At 72.3% G+C, this 23347-nt stretch carries 25 protein-coding genes; 16 read left to right on the top strand and 9 right to left on the bottom strand.

Translation table 11 applies throughout. The features are described 5' to 3' along the window. Positions 1–35: 35 nt before the first annotated feature. On the bottom strand, positions 36–1691 hold the full coding sequence (locus FJ657_RS14800) for an MFS transporter (RefSeq protein WP_141164468.1): 1656 nt from the start codon (positions 1689–1691) through the stop codon (positions 36–38). Then, complete coding sequence (locus FJ657_RS14795; RefSeq protein ID WP_141164467.1) at positions 1688–2293, bottom strand: isochorismatase family protein; 606 nt, start codon at positions 2291–2293, stop codon at positions 1688–1690. The genes FJ657_RS14800 and FJ657_RS14795 overlap by 4 nt, the downstream gene beginning before the upstream one ends. Positions 2294–2346: 53 nt before the next feature. Between FJ657_RS14795 and FJ657_RS14790 the strand changes: the two genes are divergently transcribed. Further along, positions 2347–2889 (top strand): MarR family winged helix-turn-helix transcriptional regulator, encoded by a 543-nt coding sequence (locus FJ657_RS14790; protein WP_181408997.1) that lies wholly within the window; start codon positions 2347–2349, stop codon positions 2887–2889. 77 nt (positions 2890–2966) lie between these two features. On the opposite strand, the gene FJ657_RS14785 is transcribed toward FJ657_RS14790, so the two are convergent. Next, a complete protein-coding gene (locus FJ657_RS14785; RefSeq protein WP_255447361.1) occupies positions 2967–4373 on the bottom strand; it encodes a sensor histidine kinase in 1407 nt (468 codons plus the stop codon). Beyond that, complete coding sequence (locus FJ657_RS14780; RefSeq protein ID WP_141164465.1) at positions 4370–5155, bottom strand: response regulator transcription factor; 786 nt, start codon at positions 5153–5155, stop codon at positions 4370–4372. Before FJ657_RS14780 ends, FJ657_RS14785 begins: the two co-directional genes overlap by 4 nt. Positions 5156–5280: 125 nt before the next feature. Between FJ657_RS14780 and FJ657_RS14775 the strand changes: the two genes are divergently transcribed. Further along, a complete protein-coding gene (locus tag FJ657_RS14775) occupies positions 5281–5835 on the top strand; it encodes a hypothetical protein (RefSeq protein ID WP_141164464.1) in 555 nt (184 codons plus the stop codon). Between the two features lie 72 nt (positions 5836–5907). Here the strand turns inward: FJ657_RS14775 and FJ657_RS14770 are convergent, their stop codons facing one another. Genes FJ657_RS14770 through FJ657_RS14760 form a run of 3 tightly spaced genes read right to left on the bottom strand, consistent with a single transcriptional unit; the run spans position 5908 to position 8323 of the window. Further along, complete coding sequence (locus FJ657_RS14770; RefSeq protein ID WP_141164463.1) at positions 5908–6420, bottom strand: VanZ family protein; 513 nt, start codon at positions 6418–6420, stop codon at positions 5908–5910. Beyond that, positions 6417–7649: a sensor histidine kinase gene (locus FJ657_RS14765; protein ID WP_181408996.1), complete on the bottom strand. Its 1233-nt coding sequence runs from the start codon at positions 7647–7649 to the stop codon at positions 6417–6419. Before FJ657_RS14765 ends, FJ657_RS14770 begins: the two co-directional genes overlap by 4 nt. Then, positions 7646–8323: a response regulator transcription factor gene (locus FJ657_RS14760; protein WP_141164461.1), complete on the bottom strand. Its 678-nt coding sequence runs from the start codon at positions 8321–8323 to the stop codon at positions 7646–7648. The genes FJ657_RS14765 and FJ657_RS14760 overlap by 4 nt, the downstream gene beginning before the upstream one ends. Before the next feature lie 87 nt (positions 8324–8410). Here FJ657_RS14760 and FJ657_RS14755 point away from each other — a divergent pair, with 87 nt between their 5' ends. Next, positions 8411–9163, top strand: a complete 753-nt coding sequence (locus FJ657_RS14755) for a M15 family metallopeptidase (RefSeq protein ID WP_181408995.1) — start codon at positions 8411–8413, stop codon at positions 9161–9163. Positions 9164–9205: 42 nt separating this feature from the next. Here the strand turns inward: FJ657_RS14755 and FJ657_RS14750 are convergent, their stop codons facing one another. Both FJ657_RS14750 and FJ657_RS14745 read right to left on the bottom strand, forming a co-directional pair. Further along, positions 9206–9988, bottom strand: a complete 783-nt coding sequence (locus FJ657_RS14750; RefSeq protein WP_141164459.1) for an SDR family NAD(P)-dependent oxidoreductase — start codon at positions 9986–9988, stop codon at positions 9206–9208. Further along, positions 9985–10476 carry a GlcG/HbpS family heme-binding protein gene (locus tag FJ657_RS14745; RefSeq protein ID WP_141164458.1) on the bottom strand — a complete coding sequence of 164 codons (492 nt, stop codon included), beginning with the start codon at positions 10474–10476 and terminating at the stop codon, positions 9985–9987. The genes FJ657_RS14750 and FJ657_RS14745 overlap by 4 nt, the downstream gene beginning before the upstream one ends. 211 nt (positions 10477–10687) lie before the next feature. Between FJ657_RS14745 and FJ657_RS14740 the strand changes: the two genes are divergently transcribed. The 13 genes from FJ657_RS14740 to FJ657_RS14680 all read left to right on the top strand — a co-directional run bounded on the left by FJ657_RS14740 (position 10688) and on the right by FJ657_RS14680 (position 23334). Then, complete coding sequence (locus tag FJ657_RS14740) at positions 10688–11761, top strand: sugar ABC transporter substrate-binding protein (RefSeq protein WP_141164457.1); 1074 nt, start codon at positions 10688–10690, stop codon at positions 11759–11761. 195 nt (positions 11762–11956) lie between these two features. Continuing rightward, positions 11957–13594 (top strand): GMC family oxidoreductase, encoded by a 1638-nt coding sequence (locus FJ657_RS14735; RefSeq protein WP_141164456.1) that lies wholly within the window; start codon positions 11957–11959, stop codon positions 13592–13594. Further along, positions 13594–14148, top strand: a complete 555-nt coding sequence (locus FJ657_RS14730; protein ID WP_141164455.1) for a hypothetical protein — start codon at positions 13594–13596, stop codon at positions 14146–14148. Before FJ657_RS14735 ends, FJ657_RS14730 begins: the two co-directional genes overlap by 1 nt. After that, on the top strand, positions 14145–15722 hold the full coding sequence (locus FJ657_RS14725; protein ID WP_141164454.1) for a sugar ABC transporter ATP-binding protein: 1578 nt from the start codon (positions 14145–14147) through the stop codon (positions 15720–15722). The genes FJ657_RS14730 and FJ657_RS14725 overlap by 4 nt, the downstream gene beginning before the upstream one ends. After that, entirely contained in the window at positions 15715–16728 is a 1014-nt protein-coding gene (locus tag FJ657_RS14720; protein WP_219995936.1) for an ABC transporter permease, read from the top strand. The genes FJ657_RS14725 and FJ657_RS14720 overlap by 8 nt, the downstream gene beginning before the upstream one ends. A 10-nt stretch (positions 16729–16738) precedes the next feature. Beyond that, the gene (locus FJ657_RS14715) at positions 16739–17299 is read left to right on the top strand and encodes a gluconate 2-dehydrogenase subunit 3 family protein (RefSeq protein ID WP_141164453.1); all 561 of its coding nucleotides are present in this window, start codon (positions 16739–16741) and stop codon (positions 17297–17299) included. Next, the gene (locus FJ657_RS14710) at positions 17296–18948 is read left to right on the top strand and encodes an FAD-dependent oxidoreductase (RefSeq protein ID WP_141164452.1); all 1653 of its coding nucleotides are present in this window, start codon (positions 17296–17298) and stop codon (positions 18946–18948) included. Before FJ657_RS14715 ends, FJ657_RS14710 begins: the two co-directional genes overlap by 4 nt. Beyond that, positions 18938–19819 (top strand): N-acyl homoserine lactonase family protein, encoded by an 882-nt coding sequence (locus FJ657_RS14705; protein ID WP_141164451.1) that lies wholly within the window; start codon positions 18938–18940, stop codon positions 19817–19819. The genes FJ657_RS14710 and FJ657_RS14705 overlap by 11 nt, the downstream gene beginning before the upstream one ends. Beyond that, entirely contained in the window at positions 19806–20654 is an 849-nt protein-coding gene (locus FJ657_RS14700) for an SDR family NAD(P)-dependent oxidoreductase (protein WP_141164450.1), read from the top strand. The genes FJ657_RS14705 and FJ657_RS14700 overlap by 14 nt, the downstream gene beginning before the upstream one ends. Then, positions 20651–21589: an NAD(P)-dependent oxidoreductase gene (locus tag FJ657_RS14695; protein WP_141164449.1), complete on the top strand. Its 939-nt coding sequence runs from the start codon at positions 20651–20653 to the stop codon at positions 21587–21589. The genes FJ657_RS14700 and FJ657_RS14695 overlap by 4 nt, the downstream gene beginning before the upstream one ends. Further along, positions 21586–21990 carry a cupin domain-containing protein gene (locus tag FJ657_RS14690; RefSeq protein WP_141164448.1) on the top strand — a complete coding sequence of 135 codons (405 nt, stop codon included), beginning with the start codon at positions 21586–21588 and terminating at the stop codon, positions 21988–21990. The genes FJ657_RS14695 and FJ657_RS14690 overlap by 4 nt, the downstream gene beginning before the upstream one ends. Continuing rightward, positions 21987–22436, top strand: a complete 450-nt coding sequence (pcaC, locus tag FJ657_RS14685; protein ID WP_141164447.1) for a 4-carboxymuconolactone decarboxylase — start codon at positions 21987–21989, stop codon at positions 22434–22436. The genes FJ657_RS14690 and pcaC overlap by 4 nt, the downstream gene beginning before the upstream one ends. Beyond that, positions 22429–23334: an NAD(P)-dependent oxidoreductase gene (locus FJ657_RS14680; protein ID WP_141164446.1), complete on the top strand. Its 906-nt coding sequence runs from the start codon at positions 22429–22431 to the stop codon at positions 23332–23334. Before pcaC ends, FJ657_RS14680 begins: the two co-directional genes overlap by 8 nt. Positions 23335–23347: the final 13 nt, after the last annotated feature.

Here is a 23347-nt window from a genome sequence, read left to right as displayed (position 1 = left end):
CCCGACAGAGGAGCGGGAAGGAGCGAGCCGGAGCGTCAGGCGTCCGAGGGAGACGGCGCCGTCGCGGGAGCGGGGACGGGCGCGGCCACGCGCGGACGCAGCGAGCGGTCGACGAGGGTGAGCACGAGCAGCAGCGAGCTCGCGGCGATCGAGACGATCGCGACCCGGTGCAGGCCGTCGGTGTCGGCGGCCGCTCCGAAGAACAGCGCCGTCGCCGCGCCCGACAGGATCGCGCCGAAGTAGAAGAAGGTGCGCATGATGCCGGCGGCCGACCCCATCTGGGCGGCCGGCGCGACGGCGATGAGCGCCTGCTGGTTCGTCACGTTGGCGAGGCCCTGCGAGACCCCCATGACGACGGCGGCTGCGACCAGCATCCAGAGCGGACTCTGCGCGCTCGCGAACAGCATGATCACGCAGCTGATCAGCTGCGCGGCCGCCGCGACCGAGAGCTTCGGGCGCAGGCGCGCGACCCGTCCGGTGAGGGCGGAGACGACGATCGCGATCGCGAAGGTCGGCAGCAGGATGAGCCCCGCCGCCGCCGGAGACAGACCGCGCGCGTGCTCGAGCCACTGGGTGAAGCCGTACAGGAACGTGTAGCTGACCAGCGCCGTCAGCGTCGCGCGCACATACGTCGACAGCAGGGCCCGGTTGCCGCCGATCATGCGCAGATCGATGAACGGCTCTGTCGTGCGCAGCTCGCGCAGCACGAAGCCGGCGCCCGCGAGCACGGCGACGATCAGCATCCAGGTGAGGCCCGCGGTCGGCTCCATGATGACGACGAGCAGCGGCAGCAGGGCGAGGATGAACAGCGCCAGGCCGGGCAGGTCGAGGCGGATGCGGCGGCGCGGTGCGGCGGGCGTCGCGGAGCCGCCGCTCGCGTCCGCGTCGGGCGCTCCGGGTGCGCGGCGAGTCGCCCGCCCAGCCCGACGCAACTCAGGAGATCCGTGCTCAGACGAGGCGAACGCTCCACCTGGCCGCGTTTCTCCTGAGTTGTGAGCATCCGGCGCTGCCGAGGTCGCGGGCGCTGCGGATGCCGTGCGCGTCGCGGACGGCAGGAACAGCGCGCCGAGCACGAGGCTGAGGAGTCCGAGCGGCACGTTGATCGCGAAGACCGCCGGCCATCCGCCCACGCCGATGAGCGCGCCGCCGAGCGTCGGGCCGATCACCGCGACCGTCTGCGTCGCGACGGCGAGCACGGTCAACAGGGTGCGGGCGCCCTTCGCGGTCGGGTCGGTCGTGCGCGAGCGGGCGATCGACATCGATGAGGGGTAGCCGGCGCAGGTGCCGAGGCCGAGCACCACGCGCGCCGCGATGAGCCAGCCGAACGCGGGAGCGACCGCTCCGATGACGCCGGCGAGCATGGTGAGTGCCGCGCCGACGAGGAAGACGGGCTTCGCGCCGAGCGCATCCACGAGCCGACCGGCCAGGGGCTGCCCGACCGAGGTCGCCAGGTAGAGCCCGGTCACGAGCCACGCCGACTGGGATGCCGGCACTCCGAAGGCGGCCGCGATCGGCACGAGGGCGACGGCGACGATCGAGGAGTTGATCGGGTTGAGGATCGTGCCGATGATGAGCGGCGCGTAGAGCCGGCGCGGGATGCGCGTGTCGGCGGCAGCGCCGGTTCCGGCTCCGTGGCTCGGTGCGGCGTCGGGTGCGGTGACGTCGTGGGCCGCTGTCTCGCGGGCGGTCATCGGGCGAGCGCCGGCAGCAGCGTGAGCACCTCCGCGGTGGTGCCGGTCTCGGCGAAGCGGGGGAGTCCGGCGCTGACGCTGGCCTCGTGGCCGGCGATCGAGGTGTCGGTGCAGGCGTCGGTCGCGACGCTGACGTGGAAGCCGAGGTCGGCGGCCGCGCGCACGGTCGACTCGACGCCGGCGCTCGTCGCGATGCCCACGACGACGAGCTGGGTCACGCCGCGCTCGCGCAGGCGCGCCTCGAGGTCGGTTCCGGTGAAGGCGCCCACCGTCTGCTTGGTGATGAGGATGTCGCTCGCGTGCGCATCCAGCTCGGGGATCAGCTCGGCGAAGTCGGCCGGGAACGTGCGCGGGCCCGACGGCCCGGCAGCGGAGGAGGATGCGGCGGCCGCCTGCGCCGCGCTGCGGTCGGTGCGCACGCCGGTTCCGCCGGTGACGTTGACGAGCACGACGGGCAGCTCGCGCGCGCGGAAGGCGTCGAGCAGGGCCACGACGTTGGCGACGACCGGGGCGACCGGATGCGCGCGCGGGTCGACGGCGATGCCCTTCTGCAGGTCGATGGCGACGAGGGCGACGGTCGGATCGAGGGTGGTGACGGTCATCCGCTTGTTCCTTAGGTATACGAAGTAAAACTGCTTCGTTATGCTAAGCAATCGTGGGCAGGGAATCAAGTCGTGACGCGACGCACCGCAGCGAGGTCGAACGCGCCGCGCTCGAGCGGGAGCACGCGGCGGCCGCGCGCGCCGCCGAAGCCGGCGGCGGCGCTCCGCCGATCGACCCGGAGGTGCGCGAGCTCGGTCACGAGCTGCGCCGCAGCGTCGCCGTGATCTACCGCCGCTTCCGCAGCCTGCGCGCGCAGGGCGACCTCGGCGAGAGCGCGACCGAGGTGCTCGCGGCGCTCACCGCGACCGGACCGCAGTCGCTCAGCGAGCTCGCCGATCGCGACCGCGTCGCGCTCTCGACGATCAGCCAGACCGTCAACCGGCTCGAGCAGCTCGGACTCGTGCGCCGCGAGCCCGACGCCCGCGACCGCCGCCGCGTCAGCATCGTGCCGACCGAAGCCGGCGCCGAGATCGCCGCGGTCGACCGCGTGCGGCGGCACGCCTGGTTCGACCGCATCCTCGCCGACCTCTCCGACGACGACCGCGCCGTGCTCGAGCGCGCCGCCCGCATCCTGCGCGACATCGGCGACGCCTAGGCCGCCCGCCCCGCGCCAATCCATCGACCGATCGGTCCTGAGGAGTGGCGGGTGCGGGTGCGGGAGGACGAGAGGTGTCAGGGGCGGCGCCAGCGCACGCGGGCGTCGAGTCCGAGATCCTCGCCGACGGCGTCGTGCAGGGTCGCCTCGCCGCCCGAGGCGCGCACCAGGCGGGCGACGATCGCGAGCCCCAGTCCGCTGCCGAGGTCGTCGTTGCGTCCCCGCCAGAAGCGGTCGAAGGCGCGAGCGCGCTGCTCGGCTGTCATGCCGGGGCCGTTGTCGATCACGTGCAGGTCGACGGCGTCCGCATCATCGGGGGCGGCAGCGAGCGAGACCCGGATGCGCGTGCCCGGCCCGCCCGCGCGCAGGGCATTGTCGATGAGGTTGTCGAGCACCTGGTCGACGGCGGTGGGCACGGCCGAGACGAGCAGCGGATCCGCCGCCCCGTCCAGCTCGATCACGCTCTCGCGCTCCTCGGCGAGGGCCTGCCAGGCCTCGACGCGCTCACGGGCGATCGCGCCCGCGTCCACGGTCTCGACCGCAGCGGCATCCTCGGCGCGGCTCAGCACGAGCAGCCCCTCGATGAGCTCGTCCAGACGGTCGAGCTCGGCCTCGGCGACGTCGAGGCGCTGCGTCGCCCCCTCGGGGTCGACGCCGACGAGCTCGCGCGCGTGCTCCAGCCGCAGTCGCACGGCCGTGAGCGGGGAGCGCAGCTGGTGCGACGCGTCGCCCGCGAAGGCGCGCTGCTGGGCGATGAGATCGTCGATGCGCGCAGCCATCGTGTTGAACGAGCCGGCCAGCGAGCGCACCTCGGGCGCGCCCGACTCGGCGTCGGCCCGCACGGCGCGGTCGCCCCGCGCGAAGCGCTCGGTCGCGTGGCGCAGCAGGCGCAGTCGCCGCGTGATCGAGCGCGACAGGATGAAGCCGATCACGCCCGCCAGCAGCAGGGTCGTGATGCCGACGACGGCGAGGCTCCAGATCTTGCTCGAGGTGGCCTCGGTCACCTGCCGGTCGTCGTAGCTGACGCGCACGGCGCCGACCGTCGTGTCGCCCGAGATCACCGGCACGGCCGCGAACAGCAGCTCGCCGCCGAGCGTCTGCGAGGAGCGCTCGCCCGAGGTCGGGCTGCCGCCGAGCGCCGTGCGGAACTCGGGGCGCGAGCCGTACGACTCGCCGACCGCCGCATCCCCCTCGTCGCTCGTCGCCACGGCGACGCCGTCGGCGTCGACGATCACGAGCCGGGCCCCGCTGTCGGCCGCGTACTGCCTCGCGAGGTTGCGCACGGCCGCGAGCGACGCGGCGTCGTCGCTGTCGCCGTCGAGCGCGTCGCTCGAACGCCCGGCGAGAACGAACGCGTCGCGTTCGAGCGCCGTCGTCAGTCGCGCCTCCTCGGTCTCGCGCAGGTAGCTGGCGAGCGGGATGTCCTGCACGAGCAGCGCGATCACGACGACCGCGATCAGGGCGGCGAGGATGCGGCGGATCATGGGCGGGATCCCTCCGCGTCGGCGGTGGGATCCGCGCCGCCGGCCGGCACCTCGAAGCGGAATCCGACGCCGCGCACCGACTGGATCCACTCCGGCGATCCGAGCTTGCGCCGCAGCGCCGCGACGTGCGCGTCGAGCGTCTTCGTCGCCCCGAACCACTCGGTGTGCCAGACGTCGCGCAGGATGTCGGCGCGACGGCGCACCGCACCCGGATCGCTCGCCAGGTGGCGCAGCAGCTCGAACTCGGTCGGCGTCACGTGCAGCGGGGCGCCGTCGAGCGTGACGCGCTGGGCTCGCTCGTCGATCGCGAGTGGGCCGAGGTCCGGCGCGCCCGCGGCGACATCCGCGCCCGCGGCGCCGTCCGCACCCGTGGCGCTGTCCATCCCGGGCACTGCGGCGGCCGCCTCGGCCAGCGCGGATGCCGCAGCCGCACGCCGGGTCACGGCGCGGATGCGCGCCAGCAGCTCCCGCAGTCCGAAGGGCTTCACGAGGTAGTCGTCGGCGCCCAGCTCGAGCGCGAGCACCCGGTCGAGCTCGGCGCTGCGCGCGCTGATCACGATGATCGGCGTCTCGCCCGCCTGACGCACGGCGCGCGCCACATCGGTGCCGTCCATGTCGGGCAGGCCGAGGTCGAGGATGACGATGTCGGGGGCGTCGTCGGCGATGGCCGCCAGCGCCTCGCGCCCGGTGCCGACGTGCCGCGTCACGATCGCGGAGCCGGCGAGGGCGTCGACGATGCCGTCGGCGAGCGAGGGATCGTCTTCGACGAGCAGGGCGCGCATGACACTCATCTTCCGGGGTCGCGGCGCTCGTGTCGTAGAGCGGGGGAGCGGCATCCCGCGATCTTGGACGTTTCTTGGATGTCCGCGGGGCCCGTCTTCGACGGCGCGTCCCTAGCGTGAACGACATGAAGATCCGCGACATGAAGAAGCAGCTCGCCATCGCCGGCATCGCCGCCGGAGTGCTGGCCATCGCCGCCGGCGGCGTCGCCGTGAACGCGGCGACCCTCAACGCGGTGCCCACGAACCAGCTCGGCACCGTGCCCTCGTCGGTGGTCGACGACCACGGCAGCGACGACGGGACGAGCCCGAGCTCGAGCCCTCGACCCTCGGGATCGGCCTCGGCCGAGCCGGGCGACGACGACCTGCGGCGTCACTCGGGCCAGGACGAGCGCCCCGGCCACGACGTCGGTGACGACAATCTGCCGCGCCACTCCGGTCAGGACGACGGGGCCGGCCACGACGTCGGCGACGACCACGGGGGAGACCGCCCCGCACCGGCGCCCGCGCCGGGTTCGAACTCCGGATCCGGTTCGGGTAACTCCGGATCCGGGTCCTCCGGCTCGGGATCGTCCGGGTCCGGCTCCTCGCACAGCGGCGGCTCGGATGACGCCGGCCACCACAGCGGCGGATCCGACGACTCGGGTCACGGAGGACGCGGCGGCTCCGGCCGGGACGACTGAAGCCGCCGTCAGAAGGAGCGGCCGGGTGCAGGGGCGCCCGGCCGCTCTGTCATCGGCGCGGACGCCGGCGGATCAGCCGGCAGCAGAGGTGCGCGCGGATGAGCGTCGTGCGACCACCGAGACCGCGACGGCGAGCAGGACGCCCACCAGCGTGCCGGCCGTGTTGAGCATCCAGTCGTTCGCGTCGCAGGCCCGCCCGATCGCGGTCACGTAGGCCTGCGTCGCCTCGATGCCGGCCGAGACGAGCGAGCCGGCGGCGACCGAGATGATCGGCATCCTCGTCGCGAGCGCCAGGAAGAAGCCGAGCGGAACGAAGAGCCCGAGGTTCGAGAACGGCTCGGCGCTGAGCAGGTCGGGCGCGGTCAGGCGCAGCGAGCAGAACTGGCCGCTCGTCCACTGCCCGGTCGGCAGCAGCGTGAGTCCGAGCACGAAGACGAGCACGATCCCGGCCATGCCGACCAGCGCCAGACGCCCGCGCTCGCCGCGGCGCAGCAGCACCGATCCGATCACGACGCTCATCGCGGCGAGGCCGACCCAGATCGGGTAGAAGAAGATCGAGCCCCAGTGCAGGATCGAGAACCTCATCGCGCTCCTCCTCGGTCGGGAGCGCCGGATCCGTCCCCATGGACCGCATCGCGGCCGTTTCCACGGACCGCACCGGGGCCCGCGGTCTCGGTCGGATCCGTCGCCGCGGCCGCGCCGCTCGGCGCGGGGAAGAGCACCCGCACATCCAGCCCGCCCGTCGGGGGTGCGGTGATGGCCAGCCGCGCGCCGTGCACGGCGGCGATGCGCGCCACGAGGGTGAGACCGAGACCGCTGCCCTCCGGCACGAGATGCGGCGGCGGCGCCGTCGCGTCGACCGGGGCGACGCTCGCGGTCTGCGCCACCCGTCCGGCGCCGCGCACGAAGGGCTCGGTCAGCGTCGGCACGAGCTCGGGCGACACGACGGGGCCGCTGTTGACGACGCGCAGCTCCACGGCGCCGTCGGCGGCCGTGCGCGTGCCGACATCCACTCGCCCGTCGACCGGCAGATTGTGGCGGATGCCGTTGAGCACCAGATTCGCGACCAGCTGACGCACGAGGGCCTCGCGTCCGTCGACGTCGCCTTCGCCCAGGCTCGTCCAGACGGTCACGCCGCCGCTCTCGGCGACCGGGCGCAGCTCGCCGACGACCTCGCCGGTCAGCTCCGCCACATCCACCGGCTCCGGATCGAGCGCGCCGGCGTGCTCGAGCGCGGCCAGCGCGAGCAGCGCCTCCACCGCCTCCGCGCCTCGGCGATTCGTGTCGTCGAGGCGGCGCAGCAGCCGTTCGACGTCCGTGCCCGAGAGGTCGGCGAGCGCCACCTCGATGAGCGACCGCGAGATCGCATAGGGGGTGCGCAGCTCGTGCGAGGCGTTCGCCGCGAAGCGCTTCTGCTCCTCGAACGCCGCCTGCAGCCGGTCGAGCATGCCGTCGAGCGTGTCGGCCAGCTCGCGGAACTCGTCGCGGGCGCCGCCGAGCCGCACCCGGTCGTCGAGCGAGCCGGCATCCACCCGCACCGCGACGTCGTGGATGCGCCGCAGCGGCTTCAGCATGCGTCCCGCCAGGAACCAGCCGCCGACGAAGCCGACCACGAGCAGCACGGCGCCGACCTGCAGCAGCCGCGGCCAGAGCGCGCGCAGCAGGTCGCCGCGGCTCGGCGCGAAGCCGGCGGCGAGTTCGACACTCGAATCGGGCACGAAGCGCAGCAGGTAGAAGAGGAGCGCCGCGAGGGCGACGCCCGCGACCGCGAGGAAGGCGGCGTAGCTCAGGGTCAGCTTGAGGCGGGCACTCACGGCGTCGCCTCGGGCTCGTCGGCGATGCGGTACCCGACGCCGGCCACGGTCTCGATCACCCACGGCTCGCCCAGTCGGCGGCGCAGCGAGGAGATCGTGATGCGCACCGCGTTCGTGAAGGGATCCGCGTTCTCGTCCCAGGCGCGCTCGAGCAGCGTCTCGGCGCTGACCACGCCGCCGCCCGCCTCGAGCAGCACCTGCAGCACCGCGAACTGTTTGCGGGTCAGGGCGACGTGTCGGCCCGCGCGGAACACCTCGCGGCGGAAGGGATCGAGGCTCACGCCCGCCCGCTCGAGCACGAGCGGCGCCGCCTCGGCCGGGCGCCGGGCGAGCGCGCGCAGCCGCAGCACCAGCTCGCGGAAGGCGAAGGGCTTCGTGAGGTAGTCGTCGGCGCCGAGCTCGAACCCCGACACCTTGTCGTCGAGCCGGTCGGCGGCCGTGAGCATGAGGATGCGCGGGCCGCCGGGTTCGGACGACACGCGCCGGGCGACCTCGTCGCCGTGCACGCCGGGGATGTCGCGGTCGAGCACGAGCGCGTCGTAGCTGTTGATCGCGAGCAGCTCGAGCGCGCGGTCGCCGTCGCCGGCGAGGTCGGCGGCGATCGCCTCGAGCCGCAGACCGTCGCGGATCGCCTCCGCCAGGTACAGCTCGTCTTCGACCACCAGCACACGCATAGGCCGAGCGTAGGCGGGTGTGCATATCGCCGGCGTATGCGGAAAGCGATACGCCCTCGCAACATCCGCCGCGGTTCTCTGGCTGGCATGAGACCTGAATCCCGCGCCCCGCATCCGCCCGCCGACGCCCTGCATCGCCTGCCCGGAGCCTGGGCGCCGCCCACCGCGCCCGTGTCCGCACCGTCGTCGGCCCGCCCGGTGCCGGCCCGCCCTCACCTCTCGCGCGCGACGCGACGAGCCCGTGCTCTCGCGCTCGCGCTCATCCTGCTGGTTCTGGCGCTCGTCATCGCCGCGGTGGCGATCCCCGGTGTGCGCGGCGCGCTCGCGCCGACCGTGCAGCGGGTGCTGCCCTCGGCTCCGTCGGGCGGACTCGCCTCGGGCGGCATGTGGACGGGATCGCCCACCGCGGCCGACGGCTACATCGCCACGGGAGACTCGGTCGCGGTCGACGACGAGAGCGTGCCCGCTGTGGCGAACCTCGACCCCGACCTGCGCGCGGCCATCCAGGCGGCTGCGGCGGCGGCCGTCGAGGACGGCCACGACCTCGTGCTCACGAGCGGCTGGCGCAGCGAGCGCTACCAGCAGTGGCTCTTCGACACGGCCGTGCGGCACTACGGCAGCGAGCAGGAGGCCCGGCGCTGGGTCGCCACGCCCCGCGACTCGGCTCACGTCAGCGGCTCGGCCGTCGACATCGGCCCCTGGGAGACGACGCTGTGGATGCAGTCGCACGCCGAGGAGTTCGGCCTCTGCCAGATCTACGCGAACGAGATGTGGCACTACGAGCTCGCGGCACGGCACGGCGGCACCTGCCCCGCGCTGCGCGAGGACGCCGCGGGCTGACCCCGGCGAGCCGCGCTGCGCCCGCGCTCTCGGGAAGCGCGCCTAGCTGGCGCCGCCGTCGATCACGATCGTCTGCCCCGTCATGAAGGTCGACGCGTCGGAGGCGAGGAAGAGGAACGCCTCGGCGATCTCGTCGCTGCGGCCCTGACGGCCGAGGGGCACGCCCGCGGCGACCTGCGCATCCTGCACCGCCTTGCCGCCCATGTGCGCGACGATCGGGTCGTTGAACGAGGTGTCGACCCAGCCCGGCGCGATCGCGTTGACGCGGATGCCGTCGGGGCCGAGCTCGGTCGCGACCGTGCGGGTGAAGGCGATGATCGCGCCCTTGGAGGCGGAGTACCCGCTGAGTCCGGCGGGAGCCTTGTAGCCGCCGACCGACGCCATGTTGACGATCGCCGGGTTGCGGCCCGACTCGCGCAGGTAGGGCACGCCGTAGCGCGCGGCGAGGAAGCACGAGCGTGCGTTGACGTTCATGTGCAGGTCCCAGTCCGACTCGCTCATCTCGCTGATCGCGCTCGAGCGCTGCACGCCGGCGTTGTTGATGATCACGTCGATGCCGCCGAGGAACTCGTTCGCGGCCGCGAGCAGCGCCTGCATGCTCTCGCCGTTCGAGACGTCGGTCTTCACGAAGGTCGCGGTGACGCCCGCATCCACGAGCTCGTCGACGACGAGCTGCGCGCGGTCGTCGAGGTCGCCGATGACGATGGAGGCGCCTTCCGCGCCCAGCAGGCGCGCGGTCGCCGCGCCGATGTTGGCGGCGGCGCCGGTGATGACGACGCGGCGGCCGTCCATGCGCGGTCCGCGCGGAGCGAGGGCGGCGGTCATCGGGCCAGCTCCAGGAACGCGGCGACACCGGCCTGGGCGATCGCGATGTCCTCGTCGAGGCTGCCGCCGCTCGCGCCGATCGCGCCGACGAGGTTCCCGCTCTCGGCGTCGACGAGCGGGAAGCCGCCCGCGAAGGTCACGAGGTTGCGGGAGGTCGCGTGGTGCAGCGCGGCGAAGTCGCCGCCGGTGTTGGCGGCGACGGACAGGTCGCCCGACGCGGTTCCGAGCGAGATCGCGGTGAACGCCTTGCCGGTCGCGACCTCGCCGGTGAGCAGACCCGCGCCGTCCTGCCGGCCGAAGGCGAGCGGCTCGCGGCCGGCGTCGAGCACGGCGACGCTGGCGGGCACGCCGATGCGCTCGGCTTCGGCCAGAGCCGCGTCGAGCACGACGCGCGCCTCGGCGTAGGCGAGCACGCGCACGTGCCGCGGGTGGACTTCGGGGCGGTAGGTCATCTTCGACTCCTCGACCGTGGTGAGTTGCTTCGTCATACGATCACACAAAATTGAGGGTGATTGGAACTCGTTTTCCGGGTCTTCAGCCCGCAGTTGACCAAGATTGTCGGATTGTCGTACGATCACCGCACCGAGCGACGGATGGCGTCTCACCCGAGCACCACAGCACCGCGAACTCAGCCCCCGTCGCTCGGACTGCCCGAGCGACGACGCGACGGCACGTCAGCAGATAACAAGGGAGTTATTCATGAAGCGACGCACGCTCGCCGCGATCGCCCTCGCGACGGCACTCGTCGGGCTCGTGGCCGGATGTTCCTCGGGAACCTCCGCCGCGACCGGCAAGAAGGTCACCGTGGATGCCGGCGGAACCTCCGTCTCGGTGCAGGGCCCGATCCGCCTCGCCTACTTCGCCCCCAGCGTCAACAACGCCTGGCTGCAGTCGTCGACCTCGACGGTCAAGGCCGAGGTCGCGAAGATCAAGGACGCCAAGGTCACCGTCTTCGACGCCAAGTGGGACGGCACCACGCAGTTCAACCAGGTGCAGAACGCCCTGCAGTCGAACCGCTTCAACGCCATGATCATCGACCCGATCAACGACGAGATCATGTGCAAGATCATGTCGCAGACCGCCCCGAAGAAGGGCGTCGTCGTCTCGGTCATCGCCGTGCCGCTGTGCGGTCGCGCACTCAAGGTCGGCGAAGAGCAGTACACGCCCGGCACCCTCAACTACATCGGCGGCACCGACTCCTCGACCGTCTTCGAGGGCTACATCGAGCACATGGCCAAGGAGAACCCCGGCCCGCAGAAGGTCATCGCGCTGAGCGGACCGAAGCTCTTCGGCGTCACGAAGAACCTCGAGAAGGCCATCGAGACCATGAAGAAGAAGTACCCCGACTTCGACATCGTCTCGACCGTCGACACCGACTACACCCTCAACCAGGGCCAGGCGAAGCTCGCTCCGCTGCTCAAGGCAAACCCCGACACGACCGTCGTGTTCAGCGCCGCGAACTCCGACGTCACCCAGGGCGCCTACCAGGCGCTCAAGGGCGCCGGGCTCGACGGCAAGGTGAAGCTCTACGACAAGGGCGCCTCGAAGTGGGCCATCGAGCAGCTGCGCGACGGCACGCTCGCCGGCTCGTCGCCCTACTACCCCTCGACGATGGCCGCCCAGTCGGTCAAGGCGATCGCCGCGGCGTTCGCCGGCGAGAAGGTCACCAGCTACCTGCCGAACGACGGCGCCGAGCTGACCGGCGAGGCCGCGAAGACCGGCGTGCAGATCCTGACCCCGGCCGACGCGAAGTCGTTCGACCCGGAGTACTGATCGTGACGCACTGAGACGCCCCGGGGCGGGGATGCTCATCCACCCCCGCCCCGGGCGCGCCAGCACCGCGGCTCCGCCGCAGCGCAGCACCACCAGCACCACCGCTCATCCAGCACCACCGCTCCACCGACCGCTCACCACCGCGAAGGTCACCGAAATGCAGCGCCGCATCCTCACCCCGAAGGCAGCCCTCTGATGGCCGCCAGCAACCTGACCGCCCCCGCCGTGCGCGGCGAGCGCGCCGACGTCGTGATCGTCGGCGCCGGCCCCGCCGGGGCTGTCGCCGCCAAGCGCTACGCCGAGGCCGGCTTCCGGGTCGTCTGCCTCGAGCAGGGCACCTGGCCTGACTACTCCACCTCGCACGTCGCCGACGAGTACCTCGAGCTCAGCGCGGGCAAGCCGTGGAACCCGCTGCCGAAGGTGCGCCAGGCGCCCGCCGACTACCCGATCGACACGAGCGAGTCGGATGTCGACCCGCTCATCTGGAACGGCGTCGGCGGCAGCGCGGTCATGTACGCGGGCATCTGGATGCGCCTCATGCCCTCCGACTTCCGGGTGCGCACCCTCGACGGCGTCGCCGACGACTGGCCCTTCAGCTACGAGGACCTCGCCCCCTACTACGACCGCATCGAGGCCGACTTCGGCGTCTCCGGCTACCCGGGCGACACGGCCTTCCCCGACATCACCTCCTACCCGATGCGCCCGGGCCCGATGAACCGCGCCGGCCGCATGATGGCCGCCGCGCACGACCGCCTTGGCTGGCACTGGTGGCCCGGCAGCAACGCGATCGCCACCGAGGACTACCGCAACCAGGGCGCCTGCGTTCAGCGCGGCGCCTGCATGTGGGGCTGCCCGAACCACTCCAAGGGGTCGCCCGACGTGACGCACTGGCCCGACGCGCTCAAGCTTGGCGTGCAGCTCATCACCGGCGCGACCGTCAGCAGGGTCGAGGTGGATGCGCGCGGCCGCGCCACCGGCGTCGTCTACCTCAAGGACGGCGTCGAGCGCCGGCAGGAGGCCGACGTGGTCGTGCTCGCCGCGAACGGCGTCGGCACCCCGCGCCTGCTGCAGATGTCGGCCGACAAGCGCAACCCGAACGGCCTCGCCAACTCGTCCGGCCTCGTCGGCAAGCGCCTCATGATGCACCCCTTCGCGACCGTCGTCGGCGTCTTCGACGAGAAGTTCGACCCGTGGAAGAGCGTCTGGGGTCAGCCGATCTACTCGCTCGAGTTCTACGAGACCGACCGCCGCCGCGGCTTCGTGCGCGGCGCGAAGTGGAACGTGACGCCGACCGGCGGACCGCAGGCGATGACCGCCGCGTTCCCCTGGGGTGGCAAGCCGATCTGGGGCGACGACTTCCACCGCACGGTCGCTGACCGGCTCGGCCACTCGGTCGCCTGGGGCATCGTCGCCGAAGACCTGCCCGAAGAGCACAACCGCATCGAGCTCGACCCGAGCCGCACCGACAACGTCGGACTGCCCGCGGCGAAGATGATCTACACCACCTCGCAGAACACGAAGGACCTGCTCGCCTTCAACGTCGAGCGGGCTCAGGAGTCGCTGATCGAGGCGGGCGCGAAGGAGACGATCGTCGCGCCGATGATCCGCGAGACCGGCTGGCACATCCTCGGCACCGCCACCATGGGCGTCGACCCGAGCGCCTCGGTCGTCGACGAGTGGGGCCGCAGCCACGACATCCCGAACCTGATCATCGTCGACGGCAGCACCTGGCCGACCTCGTCGGGAATGAACCCGACGCCGACGATCGCGGCCTTCGCGCTGCGCGCCACCGAGCACGCGATCGCCGAGCGCCGTCAGCAGGAGGTGGCCTGATGTCGTACCAGCTGCCCGCCAGCGAGCTTCCGCCGCTGAGCGACGCCGAGCGCGAGCTGCTCGGCCGTGTCGCTGACGTGCTCATCCCCGCCGGCACAGGCGTCGACGGCGTCGACATGCCGACCGGCTCGGCGGGGCACGTCGCCTCGACCGGCATCGACCGGGTGCTCTCGGTGCGCCCCGACCTGCTCGCGCCCGTGCGCACGGCGCTCGGCGACCTCGCCGCCCGCGAGGACGACGGCCGGGCCCTGCCCGCCGAGTTCGCGAGCCTCGCCGCGACCCCGCCCGCCGAATTCCCGGCGCTCGCCGACGCGATCACCGCCGCCTACTTCCTCGACGCTGACGTCGCCCGCCGGGTCGGCTACGAGAAGCGCAGCGTCATCCCGATCGTCTTCGACGACGACCTGGATGACGTCACCAGCGCCGTGCGCGCCCGGGGCGCGATCTACCGGGCGACGCCGGACACGGCGCCGCTGCCGATCGGCACGCCGCCGAGCGACGACAGCGCCGGCACGCACGGCACCGGCACCGACAGCACGGAGGTCTCCGCATGAGCGCCGAATCCACCCCCGCGATCGTCGTCGACGGGGTCGTCAAGACCTACGGCGGCGTGCGCGCGCTGAAGGGCGTCGACCTGACGATCCCCGCCGGCACGGTCGAGGCCCTCGTCGGCGCGAACGGCGCCGGCAAGTCGACCCTGATCGGCGTGCTCACCGGCCGCGTCGCCGCGACCGAGGGCACCGTCACGATCGGCGGCGTGCAGCCGAAGCCCGGCGAGCCGACCGCGTCGCGCGCCGCCGGCCTCGTCGCGATCTACCAGGAGCTGACGATCGTGCCCGGCCTCAGCGCCGAAGACAACGTCTTCCTCGGTATGACGCCCTCCTCGGCCGGCGTCGTGCGCGGCCGCGAGATCCACCGCCGCTACCTCGAGCTGTGCAGCCGACTCGGCGTGCGCATCGACGGGCGCCAGATGGCGCGGCGCCTGTCGGTCGCCGACCAGCAGATCCTCGAGATCATGCGCGCCCTCGTCGCCGAGGCCAAGATCATCCTGCTCGACGAGCCCACGGCGGCCCTCAGCGACACCGAGCGGGTCGCGCTCGTGCGGCTCGTCAAGGAGCTGCGCAGCCAGGGCGTCACCATGATCTTCGTCTCGCACAACCTCGAGGAGGTGCTCGACGTCGCCGACCACGTGACCGTGCTGCGCGACGGCCGCGTCGTGCAGCAGGGTCCTGTCGCCGAGTGGGACCGCACCCGCATCGTCGACGAGATGCTCGGCGAGGCCGGCGGCCTGGTCAAGGCCGAGCTCGCCGGCGACGTCGACGAGAACGGCGTCGACACGAGCGTCACGGTGCACGAGCGCCGCGACGACCAGCCGCTGATCGCGACCGGGATCTCGCTCCCCGGCCTGCTCTACGACATCGCCATCGACGTGCGCCCCGGCGAGATCGTCGGGCTCGGCGGACTCGTCGGCAGCGGCCGCACGACCCTGCTGCGCTGCCTCGCCGGCCTCGAGCCGAAGTCGACCGGAACCCTGCGGATCGGCGGCAGCGAGGTGCGCTGGCCGAAGACGCCGCGCGCCGCGCTCGACGCCGGCGTCGCGCTCATCCCCGAGGACCGCAAGAACCAGGGCCTCGTGCTCGGGATGACGGCCGCCGAGAACATCGCCATCGCGCGCTACTCGAAGGTCGCCACGGCCGGGGTCATGTCGACCGCGCAGCTCAAGGCCCGCACGGCCGAGCTGGTGACCGAGTTCGGCTTCGACCCGGCTCGCCTCGGGGCGAAGGCCGGAACGCTCTCGGGCGGCAACCAGCAGAAGCTCCTGCTCGCGCGCTGGCGCTTCCTCGCGCCGAAGATCCTGCTCGCCGACGAGCCCACCCGCGGCGTCGACGTCGGCGCCAAGGAGGAGATCCTCAAGGCCCTCCGCCGATTCGCCGCCGACGGCATCGGCGTCATCATCGCCTCCTCCGAGCTCGAGGAGGTGAGTGCGGTCGCCGACCGCATCATCGTGCTGCGCGACGGTCGCGCGGTCGACGAGCTCATCCGCGGCACGGACCCCGTGCACGTCGACGCCATCCTGGCCGCCGCATTCGGCGAGGGCCACCACGACAAGGAGGCCACCGGTGCCTGAGACCAACCTGGCCGACTCGGCCACCGTCGCCCTGAACCGGCCCGAGCAGCCGGTCGAGCCCCGCTCGGCGAAGAAGGTCGCGGCGCACATCTTCCTGCACTTCGGCATGGTGTGGGTGCTGATCCTCGTGATCATCGGCGCCCAGATCATCTACCCCGGGTTCCTCGACCCGGGCAACCTGAGCCAGATCCTGTCGCAGAACGCGCCGCTCGGCATCATCGCCGTCGGCATGACCATGGTCATGATCGCGGGCGGCTTCGACCTCTCGGTCGGCGCCATCTACGCCGCCACCGCGGTGCTCTACGCCGACATGGCCAACAAGCTGCCGCTGCCGGCCGCCGTGCTGATCGCGCTCATCCTCGGCCTCGCGATGGGCCTCGTGAACGGCCTGCTCGTCACGAAGCTCAAGGTCAACGCCTTCGTCGCGACCCTCGGCACCTCGTCGGTATTCGGCGGCGGCGCGTACATCTACTCGCAGTCGACCCCGATCGTCGTGAACAAGGAGGGCTTCGAAGAGCTCGGCCTCGGCAGCTTCCTCGGTGTGCCGAACGCGACCTGGCTGTTCATCGTCGTGTTCATCCTCGGCGCGTTCATCCTCAGCCGCACCGTCTACGGCAAGTCGCTCTACGCGATCGGCGGCAACCAGGAGGCCGCGCGCCTCGCCGGCATCCGCGTCGACCGGCTGCGCATCATCACCTACACGGTCGTCGGCATCTGCTCGGCGATCGGCGGACTCATCATCGCCTCGCGCGTCGGCGTCGGCCAGGCCGACCTCGGCGGCACGATCGCGCTCGACTCGATCGCCGTGGTCGTCATCGGCGGCACCTCGCTCTTCGGCGGAGAGGGCGCGATGTGGCGCACCGGCATCGGACTGCTGATCATCGCCTGCATCACCAACGTCTCCGACTCGATCGGCCTCGACACCAACAGCCAGGCCGTCATGAAGGGCGCGATCATCGTCTTCGCGGTGGCCCTCGACGCCTACAGCCGGCGACGGAACGGATAAGGGGACCCTCATGGCATTCGACTCCCGCGGCGGCGCCGACACGCACAGCCGCTTCGAGAAGCTCATGGGGCGCACCTACGTCGCCCCCGGCGAGCACGGCATCCGCGTGCTCGACCCGCGCCGCCAGGTGACTCTGACCGCCTGGGTCGGCCGCCTCATCCCCGGCGACGACCACTGGCCGAATGCGGCCGAGCTCGACACCGTCGAGTACGTGGATGCGGTGGTCTTCACCGCGCCCCAGCTGCGTCCGCTGCTGCTCGCCGCTCTCGACCGGGCCGACGTCGTCGCGCGGGCCGAGCACGGCGCCGCCCTGGCCGGGCTCGAGCCGGCCCAGGTCGTCGCGGTGCTCACCGCGCTCGAGAAGGAGGAGCGGACGGCCGAGGCCTTCGCCCTCGTGCTCGAGCTGACGTACGAGGCCTACTACCGGCACGAGCGCGTTCTCGCGGTCGTGGCCGAGCGCACGGGCTTCGACATCGGCCGCACGGTGAACGGGGCTCCGCTCGCGCCGTTCCCGGTCGAGCGCCTCGACGGCGTGAAGCAGTTCCCCGTCAACGTGCGAGCGGCCTCGTGAGCGCGGCGGAGGGCGTCGCGGACGCCACCAGCACGGCCGGCGCCTCGGACGACACCGCGGGTGCCATCCCTGAGACCGACGTGCTGGTCATCGGCGCCGGTGCCGCCGGCGCGGCCGTCGCGTGGAGCCTCGCGCGCCGCGGCGTGCAGGTCGTCTGCCTCGAGCAGGGCGACTGGATCGACGACGCCGACATCCCCAAGGCGCATCGCGACTGGGAGGTGCGCGGCCGGCACTACTGGAACGCGAGCCCCGGCAAGCGCCGCGGCCCTGCCGACTACCCGGTCACGAACCTCGGCGAGAACCCCGTCGACGTCTACATGTACTCGGCCGTCGGCGGCAGCGCCGTCGGCTACGGCGGACACTTCTGGCGCCTCATGCCGAGCGACTTCAAGACCCGGAGCCTCGACGGCTTCGGCGTCGACTGGCCGATCGACTACGAGGACCTCGTGCCCTACTACGAGATCAACGAGCAGCAGATGGGCGTCAGCGGCCTCGCCGGCGATCCCACCGCGCCCGACCGCCACGACCTCGCCCTGCCGCCCGTTCCGATCGGCACGATCGGCAACAAGTGGATCGACGGCTTCGAGAAGCTCGGCTGGTACTACTGGGCGCAGTCGCAGGCCATCCTCTCGGTCGACCACAAGGGCCGCACCGCCTGCGTGAACCGCGGCTTCTGCGCCTTCGGCTGCCCGAGCGGCGCGCTGTCGCTGCCGTCGAACACCTACTGGCCCGAGGCGCTGGATGCCGGAGCCCACCTGGTGACGAGCGCCCGCGTGCGCGAGGTCACGATCGACGACGACGGGCACGCCGACGGCGCCGTGTACTACGACGCCGACGGGGTCGTGCGCACGATCCGCGCGAAGACGGTCGTGATCTGCGGCAACGGCATCGGCACGCCGCGCCTCCTGCTCATGTCGACCTCCGAGCGCTTCCCCGACGGCCTCGCCAACTCGAGCGGCCAGGTCGGCCGCAACTTCCTGCCGCACGTGCAGACCATGGTCATCGCGCACTTCCCCGAGCGCACCGACGCCGACCGCGGCGCCTGGGGCGGCACGGTCTCGTCGCGGCACTTCTACGAGACCGACCCCGACAACGACCACCTGCGCGGCTTCGCGATGGTCGCGATGCGCGGCTACTCGCCGCTCAACACGGCCCTGCAGACGGCGCCGTGGGGCGAGGGCCACCACGCCGCGCTCGAGCACCACCTCAACCACGAGGCCACGATCTGGGTGTGCGGCGACGACGAGCCCGAGGCGCACAACCGCGTCGAGCTCGACTGGGACGACCTGGATGCCTTCGGCCTGCCGGGCGTGAAGACCTACTACACGCTCAGCGAGAACTCGAAGAAGCTCGGCGCGCACGGCATCCAGCGGGCCACCGAGCTCGCCTACGCCGCCGGTGCCGACTCGGTGCGCGTGCTCGGCTTCGACAGCATCCTCGGCTGGCACCTGCTCGGCACCGCGCGCATGGGCTCCGACCCGACCGACTCGGTCGTCGACGCCGACCACCAAGCGCACGACGTGCCCGGGCTGTTCATCGTCGACGGGTCGAGCTTCGCCACCGGCGCCGCCGTCAACCCGACCCACACCATCCAGGCCCTCGCCCTGAGGGCGGCCGACCGCATCTGGGAGCTGCGCCATGCCGAGTGAGCCGAAGCACCTCTGGCAGGTGACGATCGTGCGCTACGGCACACGGCACGCCACCCGCGAGGGCGTCTACCTCAACTACCCGCTCTACGGCGAGCCCGACGGCGACCTGGAGATGGACTACTTCTTCTGGGTGCTGCGCGACGGCGAGCGCGAGATCGTCGTCGACACCGGCTTCTCGCGCCTCGGCGGCGGCAACCGCCAGCGCACCTTCCTGCTCGAGCCGCACGAGGCCTTCGCGCTGGCGGATGTCGATCCGGCGACGGCGCCCGAGGTGATCCTCACCCACGGGCACTTCGACCACATCGGCAACATCGCCCTGTTCGAGAACGCCCGCTTCCTGCTCGCGAAGAAGGAGTTCGACTTCTGGACCGGCCCGAACGGCCACCAGACGCTCTTCCACCACTCGGTGGAGGACACCGAGATCGCCGCCCTCGTCGCCGCGCGCGACGCCGGCCGCATCGACTTCTTCGGCGGCGAGCTCGACTACGCCCCCGGCGTGCGCGTCATCGAGGTCGGCGGCCACACGCCCGGTCAGGCGATGGTGCTCGTCGACACGAGCGAGGGCACCGTGCTGCTCGCCAGCGACGCCGTGCACTACTACGAGGAGTACGAGCGCGACATGCCGTTCACCTCCGTCGCCGAGCTGCCGGCCATGTACGACGCCTTCCGGCTCATCCGCGAGGCGCTCGCCGCGGGCGAGGTCGCGCACGTCGTCACCGGCCACGACCCGTCGACGCTCGACCGCTTCCCGCGGGCAGTCGGCGCGCTCGGCGAGCACGCCGCCGTCATCGGCGAGCTGCCCGCGACCCCGGCGGCGCCCGCCGCCGACACCCACCCCGATCAGAAGGGAGCAGCGGATGCGCTTCGCTGATCGCATCGCCGTCGTCACGGGAGCGGGCAGCGGCCTCGGCCGCGCCAGCGCCCAGCGACTGGCCTCGGAGGGCGCCCGCGTCGTCGCGGTCGACCTCGACGGCGCCGCCGTCGACGAGCTCGTCGGCGCGCTGCCGACCGACGCCATCGCCGTCACCGCCGACATCTCCACCGAGGAGGGCGTCGAGTCCTACGTCGAGGCCGGGCTGAAGGCCTTCGGCGGCATCGACCTGCACCACCTCAACGCCGGCATCTTCGGCGGATTCACCGCGCTGCCCGAACTCGAGGTCGCCGACTTCGAGAAGGTCATGGCGGTGAACGTGCGCGGCCAGTTCCTCGGCCTGCGCGCCGCGTTCCGCGAGTTCCGCCGCACGCAGACGCGCGGCACGATCGCCGTCACCGCGAGCATCGCCAGCCTCACCGGCAGCGCCGACCTGCTGCCCTACGTGACCAGCAAGCACGCCGTCGTCGGGCTCATCCACGGCGCCGCCATGTACGGCGGGCCGCTCGGCATCCGCGTCAACGGCGTCGCCCCCGGCATCGTGCCGACCGAGCTGTTCGCGGCCGCCGCCGGCACCTCCGGCGGCAAGAACGACATGGAGCGCCGCGCCGAGACCACGCCGCTGCGCCGCGCCGGCCGCCCTGAGGAGATCGCCGGGGTCGTCGCGTTCCTGCTCAGCGACGACTCGGCCTACGTGACCGGGCAGGTCGTCTCCGCCGACGGCGGTGCGACCATCGTCAACACCGTGCGCCCCTCCGGAGGGGCGGGCGCCTGGGACTACTCCGCCGTCGACACCGCGCTGTACGGCGACGACTGGAAGGGGGCCGCGGAATGAGCGAGCTGAGAGTCGGATTCATCGGGCTCGGCAACATGGGCGGGCGCATGACGGGCTCGCTGCTGCGCGGCGGGGTCGACGTGCTCGGCTTCGACGCCCAGCAGGCGAACCTCGACGCCTCGGGAGCCACGGTCGCCGCGTCGGGCGCCCAGGTGACGCGCGAGTCGGATGTCGTGCTGCTGTCGCTGCCGAACAGCCGCATCGTCGAGGCGGTCGTGCTCGGCGACGACGGCGTGCTCGCGAACGTGCGCGAGGGCCAGGTGGTCGTCGACCTGTCGACGGCCGCACCCGCATCCACCCGCGCGATCGCCGAGAAGCTCGCCGCGAAGGGCGCGCACTACCTCGACGCGGGCATCTCCGGCGGAGCGGCCGCGGCCGAGAAGGGCACGCTCACGCTCATGGTGGGCGGCGACGCGGACGCCCTCGCGCGCATCCAGCCGGTGCTCGCGCACATCGCCACGACGGTCGTGCACATGGGCGCGAGCGGCTCGGGTCACGTGACGAAGCTGCTCAACAACTTCCTCAACGCCGTCGCCCTGTCGGCCACGGCCGAGGTCATGGTCGCCGGAAAGAAGGCCGGACTCGACCTGGATGCGCTGCTCGAGGTGCTCAACGCCAGCTCGGGCGTCAACTTCGCCACACTCAACCGCTTCCCGAAGATCGTGCACGGCGACTACCTCAAGGGCGGCCTGACGAACACGCTCATGATGAAGGACGTGCAGCTCTACACCGAGCTGATCGCCGACCTCGGCGTCGCCGGCCTGCACGCCTCCGGACCCGTCGCGGCCTTCGGGCTCGCGATCGCCAGCGGCCGCGCCGACGAGATCAGCAACACGGTCGTGGATGCGATCGGCGACGTCTCCGGGGGAGTGCGGCTGCACCTGCCGCTGCCGGGTGCCGATGCCGCCACCAGCCCCGAGGGAGGAACCCGATGAAGCACGTCACCGCCGACCGTCGCGTCGGACTGGGAGCCAAGAAGGGCTCGCAGTTCACCGGCCAGGTCGACAACTACATGACCATGACCGGAACCGACGGCGTGACCATCAACGACGTCAGCTTCCGCCCGGGTGCGCGCACGCACTGGCACCACCACGCGGACGGCCAGATCCTGTTCGTCACCGCCGGTCGCGGGGTGACGCAGTCGGCCGGCGGTCCCGTGGTCGAGCTGCTGCCCGGCGACGTCGTCTGGGTCTCGCCCGGCGAGGAGCACTGGCACGGCGCCGCTCCCGACTCCTTCATGACCCACACCGCCGTGTCGCTCGGCCCCACCGTCTGGGCGGATGCCGTCGACGAAGCCGACTACACGACCGAACCCCAGCGAACGGACCCCTCATGAGCCCCGACGACACCCACGCCGACACCTACGAGGCCGGCCTGCAGCTGCGCCGCGAGGTGCTCGGTCACGCGCACGTCGAGCGCTCGCTCGGCCAGGTCACCGACTTCTCGCGGCCCATCCAGGAGCTCGTGACCGAGTACTGCTGGGGCGCCGTGTGGACCCGCGAGGGACTGCCGCGTCAGACCCGCAGCCTCATCAACCTCGCCATGCTCACCGCGCTCAACCGCACCCACGAGCTGGGCGTGCACGTGCGCGGCGCGATCAACAACGGCGTCTCGGTGCAGGAGATCCAGGAGGTGCTCATGCAGACCGCGATCTACGTGGGCGTGCCCGCCGCGCTCGAGTCGTTCCGCGTCGCGGAGCGCGTGATCGAGGAGATGGGCGCCATGACCCCGGCCGACGCGCCGGCCGACGCCGCGACCGAGCCGGCGGCCTCGAATGGCTGAGCAGCCGACCGTCGCCGTGATCGGCCTCGGCAACATGGGCTTCCCCCTGCTGTCGCGGCTGGTCGACGCCGGCTTCCCGGTGCGCGGCTTCGACGTCGCCCCGGGTGCGGTCGAGCGCGTCGCCGCGATCGGGGCGACCGGATGCGCGACCGCGGCCGAGGCCGTGACCGGCGCCGGCGTCGTGCTGCTCATGCTCCCCAACTCGGCGATCGTCACCGCGGTCGTCGACGAACTGCTCGGCGCGGGTGGGGATTCGGGTTCCGCGCTCGCGCCGGGCACGCTGCTGCTCGACATGAGCTCCTCGGAGCCGCTCGCCACCCAGGCGCTCGCCGAGCGCCTGGCCGGGCACGGCATCCCGCTCGTCGACGCCCCCGTCTCGGGCGGGGTGAAGGGCGCCGAGCGGGGCACCCTCGCGATCATGGCCGGCGGCGACAGCGCCGAGGTCGACCGCGCCGAGGTCGTGCTGAGCGTGCTCGGGAAGGTCACCCGCACCGGCGCCGTCGGCTCCGGCCACGCGCTCAAGGCGCTCAACAACCTGCTCTCGGCCACCCACCTCTGGGCGACGAGCGAGGTCATGATCGCCGGTCAGCGCTTCGGCCTCGACCCCGAGATCATGCTCGCCGTGTTCAACGCCGCCAGCGGACGCAGCGGCTCGACCGACAACAAGTGGCCCAACTTCATCCTGCCCGGCGGCTACGACTCCGGCTTCGGCCTGCGTCTCATGCTCAAGGACATGCGCATCGCGCAGGGGCTCACCGAGTCGACCGGCGCCTACCACCGACTCGCCGACGAGGCCGTGGCCCACTGGGCCGAGGCCGCCGAGGCGCTCGAGCCGACCGCCGACCACACCGAGGTCGCGCGCTGGATCTCGGACGCGGCATCCGCGTCGGAGCACTGAGGGAGGCTAGATT

The sequence above is a fragment of the Schumannella soli genome, assembly GCF_006517435.1.
Lineage (GTDB): Bacteria > Actinomycetota > Actinomycetes > Actinomycetales > Microbacteriaceae > Schumannella > Schumannella soli.
Note: the sequence above shows the minus strand (reverse complement) of the source record. Positions and strands in the feature narration are given on the sequence as shown.